This is a genomic window from Micromonospora sp. L5 (assembly GCF_000177655.2).
GTDB lineage: Bacteria > Actinomycetota > Actinomycetes > Mycobacteriales > Micromonosporaceae > Micromonospora > Micromonospora aurantiaca.
Map to the genome: position 1 here is coordinate 2023603 of NC_014815.1, position 20265 is coordinate 2043867.

Annotated in this window: 19 protein-coding genes; 11 read left to right on the forward strand and 8 right to left on the reverse strand. The window is 72.2% G+C overall.

Annotation, left to right across the window (positions count from 1 at the left end):
- Nucleotides 1–88: 88 nt before the first annotated feature.
- Entirely contained in the window at nt 89–919 is an 831-nt protein-coding gene (locus ML5_RS09825; RefSeq protein ID WP_013474567.1) for a universal stress protein, read from the reverse strand.
- An 83-nt stretch (nt 920–1002) separates the two neighbouring features.
- Nucleotides 1003–1803, reverse strand: a complete 801-nt coding sequence (locus tag ML5_RS09830; protein ID WP_013474568.1) for a PP2C family serine/threonine-protein phosphatase — start codon at nt 1801–1803, stop codon at nt 1003–1005.
- A 98-nt stretch (nt 1804–1901) separates the two neighbouring features.
- Here ML5_RS09830 and ML5_RS09835 point away from each other — a divergent pair, with 98 nt between their 5' ends.
- The 6 genes from ML5_RS09835 (at nt 1902) to ML5_RS09860 (ending at nt 7176) form a co-directional block, all read left to right on the forward strand.
- Nucleotides 1902–2138, forward strand: coding sequence for an HTH domain-containing protein (locus ML5_RS09835; protein WP_030275209.1), 237 nt, complete (start codon nt 1902–1904; stop codon nt 2136–2138).
- Nucleotides 2138–2713 (forward strand): Clp protease N-terminal domain-containing protein, encoded by a 576-nt coding sequence (locus ML5_RS09840; protein WP_013474570.1) that lies wholly within the window; start codon nt 2138–2140, stop codon nt 2711–2713. Before ML5_RS09835 ends, ML5_RS09840 begins: the two co-directional genes overlap by 1 nt.
- Nucleotides 2714–2804: 91 nt before the next feature.
- The gene (locus ML5_RS09845; RefSeq protein ID WP_013474571.1) at nt 2805–3812 is read left to right on the forward strand and encodes a diacylglycerol kinase family protein; all 1008 of its coding nucleotides are present in this window, start codon (nt 2805–2807) and stop codon (nt 3810–3812) included.
- Nucleotides 3805–4806 carry a YihY/virulence factor BrkB family protein gene (locus tag ML5_RS09850; RefSeq protein ID WP_013284895.1) on the forward strand — a complete coding sequence of 334 codons (1002 nt, stop codon included), beginning with the start codon at nt 3805–3807 and terminating at the stop codon, nt 4804–4806. Before ML5_RS09845 ends, ML5_RS09850 begins: the two co-directional genes overlap by 8 nt.
- A gap of 77 nt (nt 4807–4883) precedes the next feature.
- Nucleotides 4884–6374, forward strand: a complete 1491-nt coding sequence (locus ML5_RS09855; RefSeq protein WP_013474572.1) for a phosphatase PAP2 family protein — start codon at nt 4884–4886, stop codon at nt 6372–6374.
- Between the two features lie 4 nt (nt 6375–6378).
- Nucleotides 6379–7176, forward strand: a complete 798-nt coding sequence (locus tag ML5_RS09860; RefSeq protein WP_013474573.1) for an endonuclease/exonuclease/phosphatase family protein — start codon at nt 6379–6381, stop codon at nt 7174–7176.
- Here the strand turns inward: ML5_RS09860 and ML5_RS09865 are convergent.
- Together ML5_RS09865 and ML5_RS09870 are read right to left on the reverse strand one after the other, a co-directional pair.
- Entirely contained in the window at nt 7163–7822 is a 660-nt protein-coding gene (locus tag ML5_RS09865) for a GAP family protein (RefSeq protein ID WP_013474574.1), read from the reverse strand. The genes ML5_RS09860 and ML5_RS09865 overlap by 14 nt on opposite strands.
- Nucleotides 7823–8022: 200 nt before the next feature.
- Nucleotides 8023–8985, reverse strand: a complete 963-nt coding sequence (locus ML5_RS09870; protein ID WP_013284900.1) for a TIGR03557 family F420-dependent LLM class oxidoreductase — start codon at nt 8983–8985, stop codon at nt 8023–8025.
- A gap of 307 nt (nt 8986–9292) precedes the next feature.
- On the opposite strand from ML5_RS09870, the gene ML5_RS09875 reads away from it, so the two are divergent.
- The 3 genes from ML5_RS09875 to ML5_RS09885 all read left to right on the forward strand — a co-directional run bounded on the left by ML5_RS09875 (nt 9293) and on the right by ML5_RS09885 (nt 11696).
- The gene (locus ML5_RS09875; RefSeq protein WP_013474575.1) at nt 9293–10681 is read left to right on the forward strand and encodes a cellulase family glycosylhydrolase; all 1389 of its coding nucleotides are present in this window, start codon (nt 9293–9295) and stop codon (nt 10679–10681) included.
- A gap of 145 nt (nt 10682–10826) precedes the next feature.
- On the forward strand, nt 10827–11393 hold the full coding sequence (locus tag ML5_RS09880; protein ID WP_013474576.1) for a hypothetical protein: 567 nt from the start codon (nt 10827–10829) through the stop codon (nt 11391–11393).
- 114 nt (nt 11394–11507) lie between these two features.
- Nucleotides 11508–11696 (forward strand): hypothetical protein, encoded by a 189-nt coding sequence (locus ML5_RS09885; protein WP_013474577.1) that lies wholly within the window; start codon nt 11508–11510, stop codon nt 11694–11696.
- A 28-nt stretch (nt 11697–11724) separates the two neighbouring features.
- Here ML5_RS09885 and ML5_RS09890 read toward each other — a convergent pair whose 3' ends face one another.
- The 4 genes from ML5_RS09890 to ML5_RS09905 are packed head-to-tail and all read right to left on the reverse strand — an operon-like array spanning nt 11725 to nt 17159.
- Nucleotides 11725–13938, reverse strand: coding sequence for an alpha-galactosidase (locus tag ML5_RS09890; RefSeq protein WP_013474578.1), 2214 nt, complete (start codon nt 13936–13938; stop codon nt 11725–11727).
- Entirely contained in the window at nt 13935–14816 is an 882-nt protein-coding gene (locus ML5_RS09895; protein WP_013284905.1) for a carbohydrate ABC transporter permease, read from the reverse strand. The genes ML5_RS09890 and ML5_RS09895 overlap by 4 nt, the downstream gene beginning before the upstream one ends.
- Nucleotides 14813–15769: a carbohydrate ABC transporter permease gene (locus ML5_RS09900; protein WP_013284906.1), complete on the reverse strand. Its 957-nt coding sequence runs from the start codon at nt 15767–15769 to the stop codon at nt 14813–14815. Before ML5_RS09900 ends, ML5_RS09895 begins: the two co-directional genes overlap by 4 nt.
- A gap of 22 nt (nt 15770–15791) precedes the next feature.
- Complete coding sequence (locus ML5_RS09905; protein WP_225319818.1) at nt 15792–17159, reverse strand: ABC transporter substrate-binding protein; 1368 nt, start codon at nt 17157–17159, stop codon at nt 15792–15794.
- A 243-nt stretch (nt 17160–17402) separates the two neighbouring features.
- On the opposite strand from ML5_RS09905, the gene ML5_RS09910 reads away from it, so the two are divergent.
- Together ML5_RS09910 and ML5_RS09915 are read left to right on the forward strand one after the other, a co-directional pair.
- Complete coding sequence (locus ML5_RS09910) at nt 17403–19412, forward strand: beta-galactosidase (RefSeq protein WP_013474579.1); 2010 nt, start codon at nt 17403–17405, stop codon at nt 19410–19412.
- A 34-nt stretch (nt 19413–19446) separates the two neighbouring features.
- Nucleotides 19447–20223 (forward strand): DeoR/GlpR family DNA-binding transcription regulator, encoded by a 777-nt coding sequence (locus ML5_RS09915; protein WP_013284909.1) that lies wholly within the window; start codon nt 19447–19449, stop codon nt 20221–20223.
- Nucleotides 20224–20265: the final 42 nt, after the last annotated feature.

The following is a 20265-nucleotide window of genomic DNA, read 5'->3' on the forward strand; positions in this document are numbered from 1 at the left end:
CGGGGACCACATTTTCTTCCCCGGCGCGTCCAGCCTCGTCCCATCGGGGGTCGCCGGTCAGGGCCGTAGGTCCCGCCTCGCGCGGGCGTCATGACCCGTCCCCGGCGTCCGCGGGGATGCCCCGTACGACGATCAGCGGGGCCGGCGAGTGGTAGAGCAGGGACTGGCTGACCGCGCCCAGAGTGGACCCTACCGGCCCGTCTCCCCAGGCGGCCACCACCGCGAGCTGCGCGGCGCGGGACCGGTCGAGCAGGACGGACCTCGGCTCACCATGGACGGTCTCGCAGCCGGCGGTGACCCGGGGATACCGCCGGGCCTGCCGGGTGACCGCCTCCTCCAGCCGCCCGTCGTCGCGGTCGCCGGACTCCGGCTCGATCACCCGGACGGCGAGCAGACGGGCGCCGCGGTGCTGCGCGCAGTCGAAGGCGTACGCGAGGGCGGCCTGCGAGCTGGGCGATCCGTCGAAGCCGACGAGCAGCGGCCCGGGCGGCGCCGGCTGGGTGCGCCCGACCAGCACCGGGCAGCCCGCCCGGGCGGCCACGTCCACCGCCGGCGTGTCGGCCGGCACGCGGTCCGGGTGGGCGGACATGCCCCCGTCACCGAGCGCGATCATGAATGCGGTGTCGGCGACCCGCAGCAGCGCCTCGACCGGCGAGCCCTCGACGATCCGGCCGCTGACGGGCACCTCCGGCGCGCACTCGGCGACGACCTGTCCGGCGTGCTCCAGCACGTTCTCCGCGTCCGTGCGGGTGCCGCCGGCCGGGGCCGGGCCGGGCGTCGCGGCCCAGTTGAACGCGTGCAGCAGGTGCAGCGGCCGGTCGTGGGCGGCGGCCTCGGCGGCGGCCGTGCGGACCACCGTCAGATCGGCCTCGGACCGGCTGACTCCGACCACCACCGCGCCGTGGCTGGGTGCGGCCACCCCGGCTCACCTCCCGACCCCTGCTTTTCACCCACCGTAGTCGTGGGACCGGGTGCGCCGGAGCGGGTCGGCGGAACTGGCGGTCAGCGCGGGGCGGGCAGCGCCGGGTGGACGCGCAGCACGACGGCTGTGGCGTTGTCCTCGCCGCCCTCGTCCAGGCTCGCGGCGAGCAGGGCCTCGGCGGTGCGCGCCGGGTCGCGTCGCGCGGAGAGCAGGTCACGCAGCCGGTGGTAGCCGAGCTGGTCGCTGATCCCGTCGGTGCACAGCAGCCAGGTGTCGCCCCGGCGCAGCGGCACGGCGAGCAGGTCCGGCTCGGGCCGGGCCGGGTGGCCGACGTAGCGCAGCAGCTGGTAGCGCGCCCGCGCCGCTTCCGGCGAGTCGGCCGGCCACCAGCCGTGCAGCAGGCCGAGCCAGGCCATGGTGTGGTCGACGGTGACCAGCTCCAGCAGACCGTCGCGCAGCCGGTACGCCCGCGAGTCGCCGAGTTGCACCAGCCAGCCCTGCTCGCCGTCCGGCTCGACCACGAGCGCGGTGAGCGTGCACCCGGTCAGGCCGGACTGCGCGGCGCCGACCTGGCGTACCCGCCGTTGGGTCTCGGCCACGGCGGCCCGCAGCGCGGCGGCGCCGACGGCGGGCCAGCCGGCGCGGACCCGCGCGGTGAACGTCCGGGCCGCTGTCGTGCCCGCCACCCGGCTGCCCTCGCCGTCGCCCATCCCGTCGCAGATCACCGCGAGCGGCAGCTCGGGGTCGACGTGCAGCACGTCGTAGTTCTCCGGGTAGCGGTGCCCGACCACGCTGCCGCCGGCGATCTCCAGGGTGAGGCGGCCGGCGGTGAGCCGGCGCGCGGACTCGACCGGCCGGTCCAGCGGGCGGCGGCGGAACACCAGCGGACCGTAACACCGGGACGGGCCGGACAGCGGCAGGCCGGGTCGCCTGTCAACCAGGGTTGACGCGAGGGGTGTTGTCAACCTACATTGACAGCATGAGTCAAGCGACGGAACTCGCGGCGGCGGCCGGCAGCACCGACCCCAAGGTCGGCCTGCGCGCGGTGCTCGCCCTGCGCCGGCTGCTCGAACGGCTCGAGGTGATCCAGGTCGACAACGCCCGGCGGCAGGGCTGGTCGTGGCAGGAGATCGCCGACGCCCTCGAGGTCAGCCGGCAGGCGGTCCACAAGAAGCACGCCGGGCGACCGGCGGTGCGCGAGAGCTGGGAGGCGTGATGTTCGAACGATTCACCGACCGGGCCCGTGCCGTGGTGCACCACGCGCTCGACGAGGCCCGCGCCGAGGGGCGGCGGCCGGTCGGCACCGAGCACCTGCTGCTGGGCGTGCTCGCCGACCGCGACAGCCTGGCGGTACGGCTGCTCGCGGCCGGCGGCGTCGACGCCGAGGTTCTGCGCGCCGCGGTGGCCCGCCACACCGCGCAGGGCGTGGACGGTCTCGGCGCGGCGGACGCCGCGGCGCTGCGCGAGATCGGCATCGACCTCGCCGCGATAGTGGCCCGGATCGAGGAGTCCTTCGGCCCCGACGCGCTGCGCGAGGCGACCCCGCGCCCGCGCCGGTGGTGGCGTCGCGGGTCGCACCACGGCACGTTCTCGCCCCGCGCCAAGAAGGTGCTGGAGCTGTCGCTGCGCGAGGCGCTGCGGCTGCGCCACCGGCACATCGGCACCGAACACATCCTGCTCGGCCTGCTGCGCGAGGGCGGCGGCCCGGCCGCCGTGGTGCTCACCGAGGCCGGGGTGGACATCGACGACCTGCGGCGGCGCGTCGACGCGGCGCTGCGCGAGGCGGCCTGACCCGCACCCGGTTTTCAAACCTGTTTGCGGTTCTCGCAACGTCCCGCTCCGCCGGGTCGCCGTCACGCCCCGTGTCCTGCACACTGACGCCGTGGACGGTGCAGACGACAAGCGCCCGGTGAACGCGGAGAACCGCACCCCGCGCTCGGCAGTGGTGGTCAACCCGGTGAAGGTGGCCGACCTGGACGAGTTCCGCCGCACCGTGGACGGCGCGCTCGCCGCCGCCGGGTGGCCGGCCCCGACCTGGTACGAGACGACGGTCGAGGACCCGGGCCGCGGGCAGGCGGAACAGGCCGTGAAGGCGGGCGCGGAGGTCGTCTTCGCCTGCGGCGGCGACGGCACGGTGATGGCCTGCGTGACCGCGCTGGCCGGCACCGACGTGGCGCTCGCGGTGCTGCCCCAGGGCACCGGCAACCTGCTGGCCGCCAACCTGGGCCTCTCCGGCGACCTGGCCGCCGGGCTGGAGGTCGCCGTCGAGCGCGGGATGCGCCGCCTCGACGTCGGCGTGGTCGGCGACAAGTGCTTCGCGGTGATGGCCGGAATGGGCTTCGACGCCCAGATGCTCGACTCCACCTCGGAGACCACGAAGAAGCGGATCGGCTGGCCCGCGTACGTGGTGGGCGCTGCCCGCCACCTGCGCGACCGGCCGATGCGGGTCTCGGTGCGCATCGACGGCAAGCCGCCGCTGCGCCGCCGGGCCCGCTCGGTCCTGGTCGCCAACGTCGGGCGTCTCCAGGGCGGGGTACGCCTGCTCACCGAGGCCGAACCGGACGACGGCTGGCTCGACGTGGCGGTGCTGACGCCGCGTACGCTGCGCCACTGGCTCGCCATGGGCTGGGCGGTGCTGCGCCGCCGCGACAGGGTGCCGGGGATGGAGGTGTTCCGGGCCCGCTCGGTCGAGATCACCAGCACCCGGGCGCAGCCCCGGCAGCTCGACGGCGACCTGATCGAGCCGGGCCGGTCGCTGAAGGCCACCATCCGCCCCGAGTCGCTCTGGCTCTGCGTACCGCGCCCGCAGGAGCATCCCGACCTGGCGGTGGACGCCGACGCGGTCGGCGAGCGCGGTGAGCACCTGGTCGAGGAGGCCCGCCGTGAGTAGCACGAAGCTGGTCCCCGAGACCCGGCTGATGACCGAGGACCAACTGTCCGCCGACGACGCCTGGCACACACTGCGCCGGCACGGCGGCTGGTGCCTGCTGCGGGACGCGTTCATCCGGTTCCGCTACGGCGACGGGTTCAGCCACTCGCGGGCGCTGGCGTTGCAGCTCTGCCTGGCCGTGGTGCCGTTCCTGATCGCGCTCACCGGCCTGATCACCGACCTGGGCGTGGACGAGGGCGGCAAGGTCGTCGCCGACACGGTGCTGGCCATCACGCCCGGCCAGAGCGAAGCCATGGTGCAGGACCTGCTCACCGACAGCGAGCGCACCGAGGACGCCGGCGAGCTGGCACTGACCCTCGGTCTGCTCACCGGGCTGGTCGCGCTGACCACCACGATGGCGCAGATCGAGCGGGGCGCCAACCGGATCTACGGCGTCGAGCGGGACCGCCCGGCGCTGGCGAAGTACCTGCGCGCCGCGGTCCTCGCGGTGGTCGCCGGCGTACCCGCGCTTGCGGGCTTCCTGATCCTGGTCGGCGGCCGGGCGATGGGCGAGTCGGTACGGCGGCACTACGAGTGGGGCGACGTCGCCATGGCCGGGTGGGACGTGATCCGCTGGCCGCTGAGCCTCGGCCTCACCGTGCTGGCCGTCGCGGTGCTGTTCCGGCACGCCCCGCGACGCCGCCAGCCCGGCCTGTCCTGGCTCTTCTTCGGCGCGTCCATCGCCATCGCGATCTGGTGGCTGGCCAGCCTGCTGCTCGCCGCGTACGTGAAGTACAGCGGCGGATTCGGCCAGACCTACGGCGCGCTGACCGGCATGATGGCCCTGTTGCTCTGGGCCAACCTCACCGGGATCGCGCTGTTCGGCGGGCTGGCGTTCGCCGCGCAGCTCGAAGCGATGCGCATCGGGGTGGAGGAGCCCGCCCAGCCGGACCTGTGGGAGCCGGAGGCGCAGCGGGCGGAGCTGTTCGACACCGGTGAGATGACCTCGCTCTGACGCCACGCCGGTCCGGCGTGTACGGAACACGCCGATCGGGTACAGCGCGCCTCGCAGAAGAACGAGGGAGGTGCGGTGTGACCGCGGTCAAGGAAGCCGGGAGCCGGCCGCTCAGCCATTTCGCGGAGCGGAGCCTCGCGGGCCTGCTCGCCGTGGCCGGCGCGGGAGTCGGGTTCGGCGTGCTGCTCATGCTGGTCCGGTTCCGGTGGAGCCCGCTCTACCACGCCGACCACGAGACGGCCGAGTGGTTCAACAACCTCGTGGCCCCGCACGGCCCGCTGGTCACAGTGCTCCAGGCGATCACCGACCTGGGCGGGCGGCCGGTGCTGATCTGGCTGGTCACCATCGCGGTGGTGGGCCTGCTGATCCGCCGCCAGTCCCGGCTGGCGGTCTACCTGATCGTCACCGGCGCCGGCGGGCTGATCCTCGACCCGTCGCTCAAGGCGCTGGTCGGGCGGCTGCGCCCGGTGGTGGACGTGCCGATCGCCAGCGCACCGGGCAACAGCTTCCCCAGTGGTCACGCGCTCGGCTCGTTCGTCGCGTACGGGGCGCTGCTGCTGGTGTTCCTGCCGGCCATGTCGCCGCGCTGGCGCAAGCCCGCCATCGGCATCGCCGCCCTGCTGATCTTCCTGGTCGGACTGACCCGGATCGCGCTGGGCGTGCACTTCGTGTCGGACGTGATCGGCGGCTGGCTGCTCGGCGCGGCCTGGCTGGGCGTCACCGCGTACGCCTTCCGGCTGTGGCGGCGCGAGCGCGGCCGGCCGGTGCCGCCGCTGCGCGAGGGCCTGGAGCCGGAGGCGGGCGAGGACCTGGCGCTCGCGCCGGACGAGGAGAAGGTGCTGGAGCACCCGCGCTCGGCGATCGCCGAGCTGCTGGTCGGCTGGGTGCTCGTCTTCGGGGTGCTCTACGCGTTCGGCATGTTCGTCAGCTACCACGCCGAGGGCACGTTCTTCGACTCGCTCGACACCGAGGTGCCGCGCTGGTTCGCCGAGCGGCACACCGACGCGCTCACGGAGCTGAGCTGGTGGTGGAGCAAGTTCGGCGACACCCACGCGATCCTGCTGGTGTCGCTGGTGTTCTGCCCGATCGTGCTGGCCGTGTGGCGGCGGTGGCGGCCGGTGCTGTACGTGGTGCTGGCGATGTTCGGCGAGCTGAGCCTGTTCCTGGCCAGCGCCCGGGTGGTGGACCGCCCCCGTCCGCCGGTGGAGAACCTGGACGGGCAGATGCCCACCTCGTCGTTCCCCTCCGGGCACATCGCGGCGACCATCTGCCTCTGGGTGGCCATGGCGGTCATCGTGTTCCCGCGTACCGACAGGTGGTGGCGGTGGCTGTTCGTGGGCCTGGCGGTGCTGATGCCGGTCGGCGTGGCCACCTCCCGGATGTACCGGGGCATGCACCACCCGACCGACTTCATGGGCGCGATCCTGCTCGGCGCGCTCTGGCTGTCGTTGCTGTACTGGGTGATCCGGCCCAACGCCGACGTGTACGAGGGCAACCGGCCGGCGATCGAGTCCGAACAGGTCGACGAGCTGGACGACGAGCTGGCCAAGGCCGCGCGGCCGGACTGAGCCGATGCTGCGGGTGATGACCTGGAACATCCGGACCGGCGGGCGGGACGCGGGCGGCACCGACCGCCGGGACCGGATCGTCTCGGTCGTCACCGCCCAGCGCCCCGATGTGCTGGCCCTGCAGGAACTGCGCGGCATGGACGCCACGCTGGGCGGCCTGGCCGGGCGGCTCGGGATGACGCCGTACCTGGCCCGGTCCTGTTTCGGCCAGCCGGTGGCGGTGCTGGTCCGCCCGCCGCTGCGGGTGCTGCGCGCCGGCCGGGTCCGCCGCCCGTTCCACCACGCCGCCGCCCGGGTGCAGGTCGCCACCGGCGCGGGACCGCTCACCGTGTTCAGCACGCACCTGAACCCCTACTCGGGCGGGCGGCGGCGGATGGAGGCGGACTGGCTGGCCGCCGCGCTCCGGCGCACCGGGGGAGAGCTGGCCCTGCTCGCCGGTGACCTGAACACGCTGGAGCCCACAGCCGACCACACCGCCCGGCTGGCCGGGCTGGCCACGCCGTACCGGCGGCGGCACCTGCGCCGCGACGGCCGTACCGTGGACACCCGCGCGGTGGCCCGGCTGCTCGACGCCGGGCTGGTCGATCTGTGGCCGCGGTCCGGCGGCGACGAACCCGGCGGCCTGACCGTGCCGACCCGGCACGGCGGCGCCGAGTTCGCCGGGATGCGGCTGGACTACCTGCTCGCCAGTCCGGCGCTGGCCGACCGGGTACGAGCGGTGCGGGTGGTCCGCGACGGTGACGCCGACTCGGCCTCGGACCACTATCCGGTGCTGGCCGAGGTGGACCTCACGGCCGGCTGAACGACCCCGCCAGGTCGGCCACCACGAAGGCCGCGAAGATGAGGATGACCGTCTCGCTGACCAGCCAGGAGTGCCTGTCGGTCCAGGAGCGGAAGGCGGGCAGCAGACGCTCCGCGCGCTCGCCGGACAGCAGCAGCGTGAGCAGCGGCAGGGCCAGCAGCAGCACGGTGAGCGCGACGAACGGCAGGAGATGCCACCACGGGCGGCCGTGCCCGGCCATGCTTCCCGCGACCGACGCCATGACCAGCTCGTCGCTCGGTACGGCGACGGCGAGCACCAGCCCCAGACCGAAGGCGTACGCGGGCCGGGGGTCCTGCAACCGGCGCAGCCACCCGGGCGGCCGGTCGCGCCGCCGCCTGCGGAACGTGACCACCATGAGGACCGCCAGCAGGCCCAGCACGATCCAGTCGATGAGCCGCCGGCTGCCGCCTGCCCCGATGCCGTGCACGGCGGTGTGCCGCACCACCCGGAACGCCGCGTACCAGAGCGTCAGCGGCCCGAGGACGCCGACCGCCACACCGCCCAGGAAGGCCGCCGAGCTGCGCCGCGGGTGGCGGCCGGAGGCGAGGACGACGGCGCTGACGAGCTTCGACCCGGCGACCATCTCCAGCGCCAGCGCCAGCGGCAGCGCGGTCAGCAGGGGCATGCCCCATTCTGGTGTCGCCGTCGCGCGCGCCGGGCCGGGTTCTACAGGACCAGGTTGAGCAGCACTGTGAGCACCACCGAGGCGACGATCGAGAAGAGGATCATCAGCAGGCAGCCGAGCCCGCCCCCGGCGGGCCGGATCTCGGTGTTCCCGATACGCATGGCGTCAACTCCTCAGCGGGGGAGGTAGCGGTGCGACGGTCACAGCTCGCGCAGCCGGGGCAGCAGCTCCTCCTGGGCCCAGTCGAGGAACATCGGCTGGGTGTCGCCGCCCACCTGGACCAGCGCGACATGGGTGAAGCCGGCGTCGACGAACTTCTTGAACGCCTCGACGTGCCGGTCGGTGTCCGGGCCGCAGGAGATGCCCTCGGCCACGTCCTCCTCCCGGACGAACCGGGTGGCCGCCTCGAACGACTCCGGGCCGGGCAGGTCGGCGTTGACCTTCCAGCCCAGACCGAACCAGCGGAACTGGTCGTGCACGATCTTGCGGCACTCGTCCTCGTCCGGGCCGTAGCAGATGGCCACCTGCCCGTAGCGGGGGCGGCCCGCGCCGCCTGCCTCCTCGTACATGTCGATCAGGTGGGACAGCGGGTCGGTGGCGATCATGGCGTCGGCGTACTCGGCGGCCAGCGTGGCCGACTGCCGCCCGGACGCGGCCACCGCCATCGGCACCGGCCGCTCCGGCCGGTCCCAGACGTACGCGTCGGGCACGTCGAAGTGGTTGCCGGAGAACGTCAGCGTCTCGCCGTTGAGCAGCGGCCGGATGATCTGCAGCGCCTCCTCGAACATCTCGTGCCGCTGCTGCACGTGCGGCCACCCGCCCACCACGTGCTCGTTGAGGTTCTCCCCGGCGCCGAGACCGAGCGTGAACCGTCCGTCCGAGAGCACCCCGATGGTGCTGGCCTTCTGCGCCACCACCGCCGGGTGGTACCGCCGGATCGGGCAGGTCACGAACGACATCAGCTCGGCCCGGCTGGTGGCGTGGGCGACCGCGCCGAGCACCGACCAGGCGTACGGGGAGTGGCCCTGGGACTCCAGCCAGGGGTAGTAGTGGTCGGACATGACCAGATGGTCGAAGCCGGCGGCCTCGGCGCGTACGGCGTGGTCGACCAGTTGTTTCGGGCCGGCCTGCTCGCACATGAGGGTGTAACCGACGTTGACCATGGCACGTCTCCTTCCCGGGGCGGATCGTCCCCGGATACCCCGCCCGGCGCGGGTCAACCCTGCTGTCCGCTTCCCCGGTTGACGTGCCCCGGCTTCTTAACCGGTTCAGTCGAATTGCCGCGGTCGCACCTCGCCGCCTCCCGGCTTGCCCCGCTTAACCGGTTGCCTAATGCCTTCCATCGCCCTACGCTGATGCCTGCGTCCGTTCGGGAACCGGGCGGCGACTACCGGGCTCAGTCGCCACCACTTCGTCACCGTCACCGCACCCCCGCTCGGGCACGGGGGAGACCTTCCCCTGAGGACAGCCATGAAGAAACTGCTCTCCGTCGCGGGCGCCGCCCTGCTGACGGCCCTCGCCGCCGTCTTCGCCCTCGGGCAGCCGGCCCACGCCGCCACCGGGTTCTCCGTCTCCAACGGGCGGCTCTACGACGCCAACGGCGTCGAGTTCGTGATGCGCGGGGTCAACCACGCGCACACCTGGTACCCGCAGCAGACCAGCTCCTTCGCCAACATCAAGGCGCTCGGCGCGAACACCGTCCGGGTCGTCCTGTCCAGCGGCGACCGCTGGACGAAGAACAGCGCCGCCGACGTGGCGAACGTGATCTCGCTGTGCAAGGCCAACCGGATGATCTGCGTGCTGGAGGTGCACGACACCACCGGGTACGGCGAGGACGGCGCCGCCACCACGCTGGCGAAGGCCACCGACTACTGGCTGAGCATCGCCGACGTGCTCAAGGGCCAGGAGAAGTACGTCATCGTCAACATCGGCAACGAGCCGTTCGGCAACCAGGGCTACAGCGCCTGGACCACCGACACGTCGAACGCGATCAAGCGGCTGCGCGCCGCCGGCCTGACCCACACGATCATGGTGGACGCGCCGAACTGGGGTCAGGACTGGACGTTCACCATGCGCGACAACGCCGGCACCGTGTTCGCCGCCGACCCGCAGCGCAACACCGTCTTCTCCATCCACATGTACGGCGTGTTCGACACCGCCGCCGAGATCAGCGATTACCTGGGCCGGTTCCGTACCGCCGGGCTGCCGATCGTGGTCGGCGAGTTCGGCTTCAACCACTCCGACGGCAACCCGGACGAGGACGCCATCATGGCGTACGCCCAGGCCAACGGCATCGGCTACCTCGGCTGGTCGTGGAGCGGCAACGGCGGCGGCGTGGAGTACCTGGACATGACCACCGCGTTCAACCCGGCCCAGCTCACCAGCTGGGGTCAGCGGATCTTCAACGGTGCCAACGGCATCGCCGCCACGTCCCGCGAGGCGTCGGTGTACGCCGGCAGCACCCCGACCGCCAGCCCCACCGGCAGCCCGACCACCAGCCCGACGCCGACGAGCAGCCCCAGCCCGACCCCGCCGCCGACCACCACGCCCCCGCCGTCCGGTGGCTGCACCGCCACCTACACCGTCGCGAACTCGTGGCAGGGCGGCTTCCAGGGCGAGGTCAAGGTGACCGCCGGAGCCGCCGCGATCACCGGCTGGACGGTCCGCTGGACGTTCGCCAACGGCCAGTCCGTCACCCAGGCGTGGAACGCCAGCGTCAGCAACAGCGGGTCGGCGTACACCGCCCGCAACGTCGACTACAACGGCCGCCTCGGCGTCGGCGCGAGCACCAGCTTCGGCTTCATCGGCAGCTGGACCGGCACGAACTCCACCCCGGCCGTAACCTGCACCGCGAGCTGATCACCGGTGGCCGGGCCCGCGCGGGCCCGGCCACCGCTCTCCGGCATAGTGATCAAGGGGTTTGTGCCGCGTCCGGGCGCGGGTACAGACGCCACGCCCTTGATCGCGGGTCGAGGCGCGAGCGCGAGGGACCGGAGGGGACGCCATGAGCACGGGGACCAGGGGGCGACCGTCGGGGCTGGTGATCGGCTCGCTCGTGGCCATCTCGTTCGGCACCGTGTTCGTGCTGGTCAACAGCGGTGGCCTGCCCGCGCCCTTGCCGCTGGTGGTGCGCGTCGCCGGCCTGCTGGTGGCCGCGCTGCTCCTGGTCACGCTGTTCCGGGTGGCCGGCCGGGAGCCGCCCGCCCCGCAGCGGGAGGCCGCCGGGTTCATGGACCGCCGCTACTGGCTGGTGGTGGCTCTGGAGGCGGTCGCGCTCTTCGGTGGCCTGTCCGTGATCAACAACGTGCTGGACCGCCCCGCCGTGGCCGTCGGCTGGGTGGCGGTGGTCGTCGGCGTGCACTTCTTCGGCCTCGCCCACGTCTGGCGGATGCCGCTCTACCACTGGCTGGGCGCCGTGATGACAGCGCTCGGCCTGGCCGGGTTCCTCGCCCACGCGCTCGGCGCGGGCGCCGGCACCGTCGGCCTGATCTCCGGTGTGGGGTGCGGCGCGGCCCTGTTCGCCGCAGTGGCCCTGGCCCTGCGGGACACCGTCCGTCGCGCCGCCGCCTGAGGACGGCCGGACCGCTGATCGCCGTCGGGAGGAACGCGGCCGGAATTTGGTGACTCAGGGTGTTGCACTCTCTGCTTAGCGTGAGGGGGGTCGTACTCCTTGAAGGGCGGGGACATGTGGGAAACGATTCTGGGCTTCGTCAGTCTGATGCTGGTCGCGGTGTCGTTGTGCTTCTCCGCCGTGCAGACGCGGGAGGTGGCGAAACAGAGCCGCATCAACAACGGCATCGGCTCGGCCACCGCGCTGATGGATGTGAACAATTTGTCTCGCGCCTGGCACGACCGCGTAGGCTTCCGCGGTTGAACGGGCCGGTCACCGCTGCCGGCGTCTCTCAGCCGACGACGGTGACCTCCAGGAGGAGGGCCTGTTCGGGGTGCAGGGCGGGGAGCTGCACGCCGACCGTGCCCAGCACCGAACCGCTCACCGTGATGCCGTCGCCCGGCCAGGCCAGCCAGCCCGGCGGGGACAGCTCCAGCAGGGCCGGTTCCGGTACTCCGGCGGGTGGACGGACCCGGTAGCGCCGCTGCGGGTCCAGCCCCGGCAGCCGCACCGCGCCCGGCACCTGCGCCGCCGAGGTGGCGACCCGGCTGACCGCGTACACCGCATGGTTGCGGTCGTGGGCGACCACGCCGTGGGCCTGCACGGCCGGGTCCGGGTGGTCGACCCGGACCACCCGGCCGGTGTGCAGCAGCGGGCGCAGCCGCTTGTGCAGCGCCACCCAGGCGGCGAGTTCGGCCCGTTCGCCGGCGTCGATCGCGGTGATGTCCCACTCGATGCCGTGGTGGCCGAACAGCGCGGTGACCGCGCGGAAGCTCAGGTCGTGTACGCGGTGCGTGGTGTGCGAGCGCTCCGGGCCGATGTGCGTGCCGATCAGTTCCGGCGGCAGCAGCAGGCCGGTCCAGCGCTGGATGGACAGCCGTTCCAGCGCGTCGTTGCAGTCGCTGGCCCAGACCCGGTCGGTGCGGCGCAGGATCTCCAGGTCGACGCGCGCGCCGCCGGAGGAGCAGCTCTCGATCTCGACGTCCGGGTGCCGGGCGCGCAGCTCGTCCAGCAACCGGTAGACCGCGAGGGTCTGCGCGTGCACCCCGGGCCGCCCGGCGTGCCCGGCCTCGGTGAGGTCGCGGTTGTGGTCCCACTTCAGGTACGCGAGCCCGTCGTGCTCGCTCAGCACCGCGTCGAGCCGTTCGAGCAGGTACGCGTACGCGTCCGGGTGGGCCAGGTCGAGCACCTGCTGGTGCCGCCACGGCGGCGGCAGCCGGCCCGGCGCCTGAAGCACCCAGTCGGGGTGGGCGCGGAACAGGTCGGAGTCGGGGTTGACCATCTCCGGTTCCACCCAGAGCCCGAACTGCATGCCGTGCCCGCGTACGTGGTCGATCAGCGGCTGCAACCCGTCCGGCCAGACCTCGCCGTCGACCCACCAGTCGCCGAGCCCGGCCTGGTCGTGTCGTCGGCCACGGAACCAGCCGTCGTCCAGCACGAAGCGTTCCACACCGACCTCGGCGGCCGCGTCGGCCAGCGCCCGCAGCCGGTCCAGGTCGTGGTCGAAGTAGACCGCCTCCCACACGTTCAGCGTCACCGGTCGCGGCGTGCGGGGGTGCGACGGGCGGGCCCGCAGGTGGGTGTGCAGCGCGTCGCTGAGCCCGTCCAGCCCGTCGGCCGAGTGCGCCGCGTAGAGCAGGGGAGTGGCGTACTCCTCGCCCGGCCCGAGCACGATCTCGCCGGGTGCGAGCAGCTCACCGCCGCCGAGCGTGGACTCACCTGTGGGGCGGCGCTCGGCGGCGGTGACGTGGTCGCCGCTCCACCCGGTGTGCACCGCCCACACCTCGCCGTGCCGGAAACCGAACCCGGCGGTGCCCGCGACCAGCAACAACGTGGCGTCGTGGCCGGTACGGCCGTGCCGCCCCTCGCGTACCCAGGCGCCCATCGGCCACGGGTGCCGCTGCGGCGCGCGCTCCCGGCACCAGCGGCCGGTCAGGTCGAGCAGTTCGGTGGCGACCGCCGGCACCGGCAGCACCGGTGTCAGCTCCCGCACCTCGTACCGGCCGTCGCCGTCGTTGCGCAGCCGGTGCCGCAGCGTCAGCACGCCCGCCGCGTCCAGCGTGATCTCGACGGTCAGGCTCAGCCCCGCGCCCGGATCCGCCGCCCGCACCTCCACCCGCCCGGAGGAAAGGAAGGGCCCCTTGTTAACGCCTGGTGCATGTAAAGGGGCCCCTCCTAACAGGGCGGGCGACGGTGCCGCGGGCTCGTCGTACACGTCGAGGCCGGTGAGGCGGAACGCCGTCGACCAGTCCCGGCCGTCGCGGTGACCGGCGAGACCGGGACGTCCGCTCCACCCGGCGCTCGCCTCGGGCAGCAGCGACAGCACAGTGGGCGTGTCGAAGCTGCTCGGCACCACCGGCGGCACCGTGGCGTCGACGACCGCGGGCAGGTCCTCGTCGGGCAGCGGGCCGAGGTCGGCGCCCCAGTGCACGACCCGGGGCAGCCCCGGGCCGCGGGCGTCGAGCACCAGGCTGGTCCGCGCGCGGCGCAGGTGGACGATCGTCATCCCTTGGAGGCTCCCAGCGTCAGACCCCGGACGAACTGCTTCTGCAGCAGGAAGAAGATCACCAGGGTGGGGATCGCGACCAGCACCGAGCCGGCCGAGACCAGGTTGTTGTCGGTGAAGAACTCGCCGCGAAGGTTGTTCAGCGAACTGGTGACCGGGAACTTGTCGCCGGTACGCATGAGCACAGTGGCCCAGAAGAACTCGTTGTAGATCCAGGTGACTTCGAGCGTCGCGAGGGCGGCGAGCGCCGGGCGGCACAGCGGCATCGTGACCTGCCAGTACTGCCGCCACACGTTCGCCCCGTCGACCATCGCGGCCTCGTACAGCTCGTGCGGCAGCGCCTTCATGTAGTTGCTGAGCACGAACACGCAGAAGCCGCACTGGAACGCGACGTTGACCAGGATCAGCCCCCAGTAGCTGTCGTACAGCAGCTCCGAGTCGCTCATCCAGGCCGGCAGCGGGATCTCGGTGAACATCCGGAACAGCGGGATGAGCAGCGCCTGCTGCGGCAGCAGGTTCGCCGCGGTGAACAGGCCGAGCAGCGCGATGTTGAGCTTCCAGCTGAACCGGGCGATCACGAACGCCACGCAGGAGGCGAGGAACAGCGTGAGCAGCACCGCCGGGACGGTGATGTACGCCGAGTTGAGGAAGTGCTTGCCGAACTCGGCGGTACGCCAGGCGGTGACGTAGTTGTCGACCGTCCAGCCGCCGAGCGACACGTAGCCGTTGGCGGCTGTGTACTCGTAGGAGCGGAACGAGGTGAGCACCGCCCAGAGGATGGGGAACAGCCAGCCCACGGCGACCGTACCCAGGAACAGGTGCAGGACGACCCGGGCGGGCCGCACGGGGCGGCGGCGGCCGGCGGAGACGGCGGTCATCGCTTGTCCTCCCGCATCACGGTCCAGAGGTAGATGGTGATGAAGACCAGCGAGACGGCCAGCATGATGGTCGCCAGCGCGGAGCCGAAGCCGATCCGGCTGGCCTCGCCCACCACGTTCTGGGTGACGAGCGCGGAGATCAGTTCCAGCCCGTTGCGGCCCTTGTTGATGACCCAGACCAGGTCGAACGCGCGCAGCGACTCGATCACCGTCACCACCAGCACGATGATGTTGATCGGGCGCAGCACCGGGAAGACGACCCGGAAGAACGTGCTGGTCTCCGAGGAGCCGTCCACCGCGGCGGCCTCGCGCAGCGACGGGTCGACGCCCTTGAGGCCGGCCAGGTAGAGCAGCATGATGTAGCCGACGTGCCGCCAGCCGGCCGCCACCAGTACGGCCCAGATGTTGACGTCCGGGTCGCCGTACCAGTCGGTCTCGCCGCCGAACACGCCGTTGAGCAGCCCCTGGTCGCGGCTGTAGATGAGCTGCCAGACGAAGCCGATGAGCGCCAGCGACAGCACCACCGGCAGATAGAGCGCGGTCTGGTAGAAGCGGCTGCCGCGAATCTCCTTGTCGAGCAGCACGGCGAGGAACATGCCGAACGGGGTGGCCACCACGAACAGCGCGGCCAGCCACAGCAGGTTGTTCTGCACGGCGGGGACGAACGGCGGGTAGATGTTCACCACGTCGTCGTAGTTCTTGGCCCCGACCCACTCGATCTCGGAGATCGGGCCGATGCCGTCCCAGTTCGTGCCGGAGAGCAGCACCGTCGCCACCGCGGGCAGCCAGACCAGCCCGGTGACGAGCAACAGGGGTACCAGCACCATCAGCGTGATGACCACGCGGTCGGTGCGGGACAGGAGCCGTAGCCGGCGACCGCGACCACCGTTCGTGGTGGTCGCGGCCGGCGGCGGCACGGCGCGATCCTCTTGGATCAGGGGCAGGTCGGACATGATGTCCTTCCCCCTTCCGCCGTCAGCTGGTGAAGATCGACTTCTTCTGGTTCTCGATGCTGGTGAGCAGCCCGCTGATGTCCTTCGGGTCCTTGATGAACTGCTGCAACGCCGGGATCATCACGGTGGAGGCGAAGTCCGGCCGGGTGTCCCGGTCGAGGAACTGGGCGATCTCGGTGGCGGAGCCGACCAGCTCGGCGGCCTTCTTCTGCAGCGCGGTGTAGGCACCGGTCTCCGCGCCGCTGTTGGCGACAAGCGTGCTCGGGTCGTTCTTGACGGTGATGTCCGCCGCCTCCTTCGAGCCGAGGTACGTCAGCAGCTTCTGCGCCGCGTCCTTGGACTTCGGCTTGCGGGCCATCATGTAGCCGTCGATCGGGGCGTCCAGCGCCTTCGCGCCGATCGTGGAGTCGATCTCGGGGAACGTGAAGAAGTCCAGGTCCTCCAGGTCGGCGCCGCTGAACTGCTGGCCGACGAACAGGCCGAGCAGGTACATGCCGCTCTTCTTCTGCTGCAGCGACTGCGCGGCCTCCTGCCAGGTGCGGCCGAGCGAGTCCGGCTGGTGCAGGGGGAGCAGCCCGGCCCAGGTGTCGAAGACCTTCTTCACCTTGTCGGAGGTCCACGCCTCCTTGCCGGCCATCAGGTCGATGTGGAACTGGTAGCCGTTGATCCGCAGGTTGAGGATGTCGAACGTGCCCATCGCCGGCCAGCCGTCCTTGTCGGCGAACGCGATCGGGTTCAGGCCGTCCTTCTTCATCTGCGCGCCGAGCGTGTTCAAGTCGTCCAGCGTCTTCGGCACCTCGTAGCCGCGCTGCTGCCACACCGACTTGCGGTAGAAGACGGCCCACGGGTAGTACGACGCCGGCACGAAGTACTGCTTGCCGTCGTCGCCTGTGGACGCCTTCTTGAACGCGTCGGAGTAGCCGTCGAGCTTGCCCCACACGTCGCTGAGGTCACCGGCCAGGCCCTTGGCGGCGAAGAAGCGCATCCGGTAGCCGGCGAACCAGGTGAACACGTCGTCCGGCTTGCCCTGCAGGTAGTTGTTGATGTTCTCCTGGAACGTGTTGTGGTCGACCGTGTTGATGTTGACCGTCACGCCGGAGGACGTCTTGAAGCCGTCCATCACCTTGGCGACGACGTCCTTGGGCTTCGGGTCCGACTGGTTCGAGCCGAGGGAGACGCTCTTGGCGTCGCCGCCGGACCCGGAGTCGGAGTCGCCGCAGCCGGCGAGCAGACCGGTGCCGAGCAGCGCCCCCGCGCCGGCCGCGCCGGCGAGCAGCGAGCGCCGGTTCAGGCCGGCGACTGACGGGGGTACGAGCCGGGCGAGGTATTCGGCTTGCGAGCGGGGACGGGACATGGTGCCTCCTGCGTGGAAGAGGTGCGCTGCGCTCATGGACCGTGATCGTTGGCGGTGAGCGGTGTTCGTGTCGGCCGCAGCAGATCCACCGAGAATCCACACGTCCGAACACAAACAGCCGGTGGCGCTTGAAGCTACCCCTTGGCGCGGCGCTGTCAAGAGGGCAAAAAGACGACGCTGTCGGCGGTACGGCAGGGCAAAGAGCCGGTAAACGTTGGAACTTCAGTCGATGTTGGAAAGTGTTGACTTGGGTGCTGTTCGGGGGCACCCTCTGCTGTCATGCGGAACTGGCACGGCGACGGCATCTGGTACGGCGCGGACTACAACCCGGAGCAGTGGCCCGAGCAGACGTGGGCCGAGGACGTCGAACTCATGCGACGGGCCGGGGTCAACCTGGTCTCGGTCGGCATCTTCTCCTGGGCACTGCTGGAGCCCGCCCCCGGCCGGTACGTCTTCGACTGGCTGGACCGGGCGATCGACCTGCTGCACGACGGCGGCATCAGCGTCGACCTGGCCACCGCCACCGCCAGCCCGCCACCGTGGCTGGCGCACCGGCACCCGGAGACGCTGCCCCGCCGCGCCGACGGCACGGTGCTCTGGCCCGGTGGCCGGCAGGCGTACTGCCCCAGCTCACCGGTGTTCCGGGACCACTCGCTCGCCCTGGTCGAGGCCGTCGCCCGCCGGTACGCGCGCCACCCCGCCGTCGTGCTCTGGCACGTCTCCAACGAACTCGGCTGCCACAACGTGCACTGCTACTGCGACGTCAGCGCCGAGGCGTTCCGCGGCTGGCTGCGCGAGCGCTACGGCGACCTGGACTCGCTCAACGCGGCCTGGGGCACCGCCTTCTGGAGCCAGCGCTACCACGACTGGGCCGAGATCAACCCGCCGCGTACCGCGCCGACGTTCGCCAACCCGACGCAGCAGCTGGACTTCCTGCGGTTCTCCTCCGACGAGCAGCGCGCCCAGCTGCGCGCCGAGCGGGAACTGCTGAACCGGCTCGTCCCGCAGCCCGTCACCACGAACTTCATGATCGGCACCGGCATCAAGTACCTGGACTACCACTCCTGGGCCTCCGACGTGGACGTCGTCTCCAACGACCACTACCTCACCGCCGCCGACCCGCAGCCGCAGGTCAACCTCGCGCTGGCCGCCGACCACACCCGGGGCGTCGCCGGTGGCGCGCCGTGGCTGCTGATGGAGCACTCCACCAGCGCCGTCAACTGGCAGCCCCGAAACGTGGCCAAGACGCCCGGCCAGATGCGCCGCAACAGCCTCGCCCACGTCGCGCGCGGCGCCGACGGCGTGCTGTTCTTCCAGTGGCGGGCCTCCTGGGCCGGCGCGGAGAAGTTCCACTCGGCGCTGGTGCCGCACGCCGGGCCGGACACCAAGGTGTTCCGCGAGGTCTGCCGGCTCGGCGCCGACCTGCGCGCGCTCGCCGAGGTACGCGGCAGCCGCGTCGACGCCGACGTGGCGATCCTGTTCGACTACGAGGCCTGGTGGGGTGCCGAACTCGACTCCCACCCGAGCGTCGACGTCACCTACACCGACCGGCTGTCGGCGCTGCACGCCGTGCTGTGGCGGGCCGGGGTCACCGCCGACGTGGTGCACCCGTCGGCCGACCTGTCCCGCTACCGGCTCGTCGTGGTGCCCACGCTCTACCTCGTCCGCGACGCCGACGCCGACGCGCTGCGCCGGTTCGTGGAGGCCGGCGGCACCGCTGTGGTCACCTACTTCAGCGGCATCGTCGACGAGCACGACCACATCCGGCTCGGCGGCTACCCCGGCGCGTTCCGCGACCTGCTCGGCGTACGCGTCGAGGAGTTCTTCCCGCTGCGGGAAGGCGGGACGGTACGCCTCGACGACGGCGCCCGCGCTGACGTGTGGACCGAGTGGCTGCACGCCGAGGGCGCCGAGGTGCTGGCCGCGTACACCGACGGGCCCCTGCCGGGCGTGCCGGCGCTGACCCGGCACGCGGTCGGCGCGGGCGCCGCCTGGTACGTCGGCACCCGGCTCGACGACGAGGCCACCGACCGGCTGGTGGCCCGGCTCCTCGCCGAGACCGGCGTACGTCCGCCGGTGCGCGCGCCGGCCGGGGTGGAGGTGGTCCGCCGCCGCTCGGCGGACCGGAGCTGGCTGTTCGTGGTCAACCACACCACCGAACCGGCCCGGCTGGCGGTCAGCGGCGTCGAGCTGCTCGGCGGCGCCCGTTGCGACGGCGAGCTGGAGGTGCCGGCGGGTGAGGTGGCGGTGGTCCGCGAGGAGCCCGCGCCGGTGCCCGCGACCGCCTGACCGGTACCCTGCCGTTCGCGCCGAGGAGGTCCCCATGCTCGCCCAGCAACGGCAGAGCGCCATCCTGGAGTTGATCCGCCAGAGCGGCGGCGTCCGGGTCAGTCACCTGGTCAGCCGCTTCGGGGTGTCCGACATGACGATCCGCCGCGACCTGGAGGTGCTGGCCGACCGCGGCCTGATCGACAAGGTGCACGGCGGAGCGACGCTCGCCGGACCCGGCTCCACCGAGGAGCCCGGCTTCGCCGCCAAGTCGGTACGCCAGCAGGCCGAGAAGCGAGCCATCGTGGAGCGGGCCGCCGAGCTGGTCGAGCCGCGGATGGCGGTGGCGCTCTCCGCGGGCACCACCACCGCCGCGCTGGCCGCCCGGCTGGCCGAGGTACGCGGACTGACAGTGGTCACCAACTCGATCCCGGTGGCCGACGCGCTCTACCAGAACCCCCGCGCCGACCAGACGGTGGTGCTGACCGGCGGCATCCGTACCCCGTCGGACGCGCTCACCGGCCCGGTCGCCGAGGCGGCCATCGCCGCGCTCAACGTCGACCTGCTCTTCCTCGGCGTGCACGGGATGAGCCCGCGTACCGGCTTCACCACGCCCAACCTGCTGGAGGCGGCGGTGAACCGGCGGCTGATCGGCGCCGCCCGGCGGCTCGTGGTGCTGGCCGACCACACCAAGTGGGAGACCATCGGCATCGCCACCATCGCGCCGCTGGAGGAGGCCGACGTGCTGATCACCGACGGCGGCCTGCCGCCGGAGGCCCGTCGGCAGCTCGGTGAGCAGGTCGGCGAGCTGGTGGTGGTCCGCGCGGACTGACACCGCGGCGTGCCTCACAGGCACTTCTCAGCCCCGCCGTCT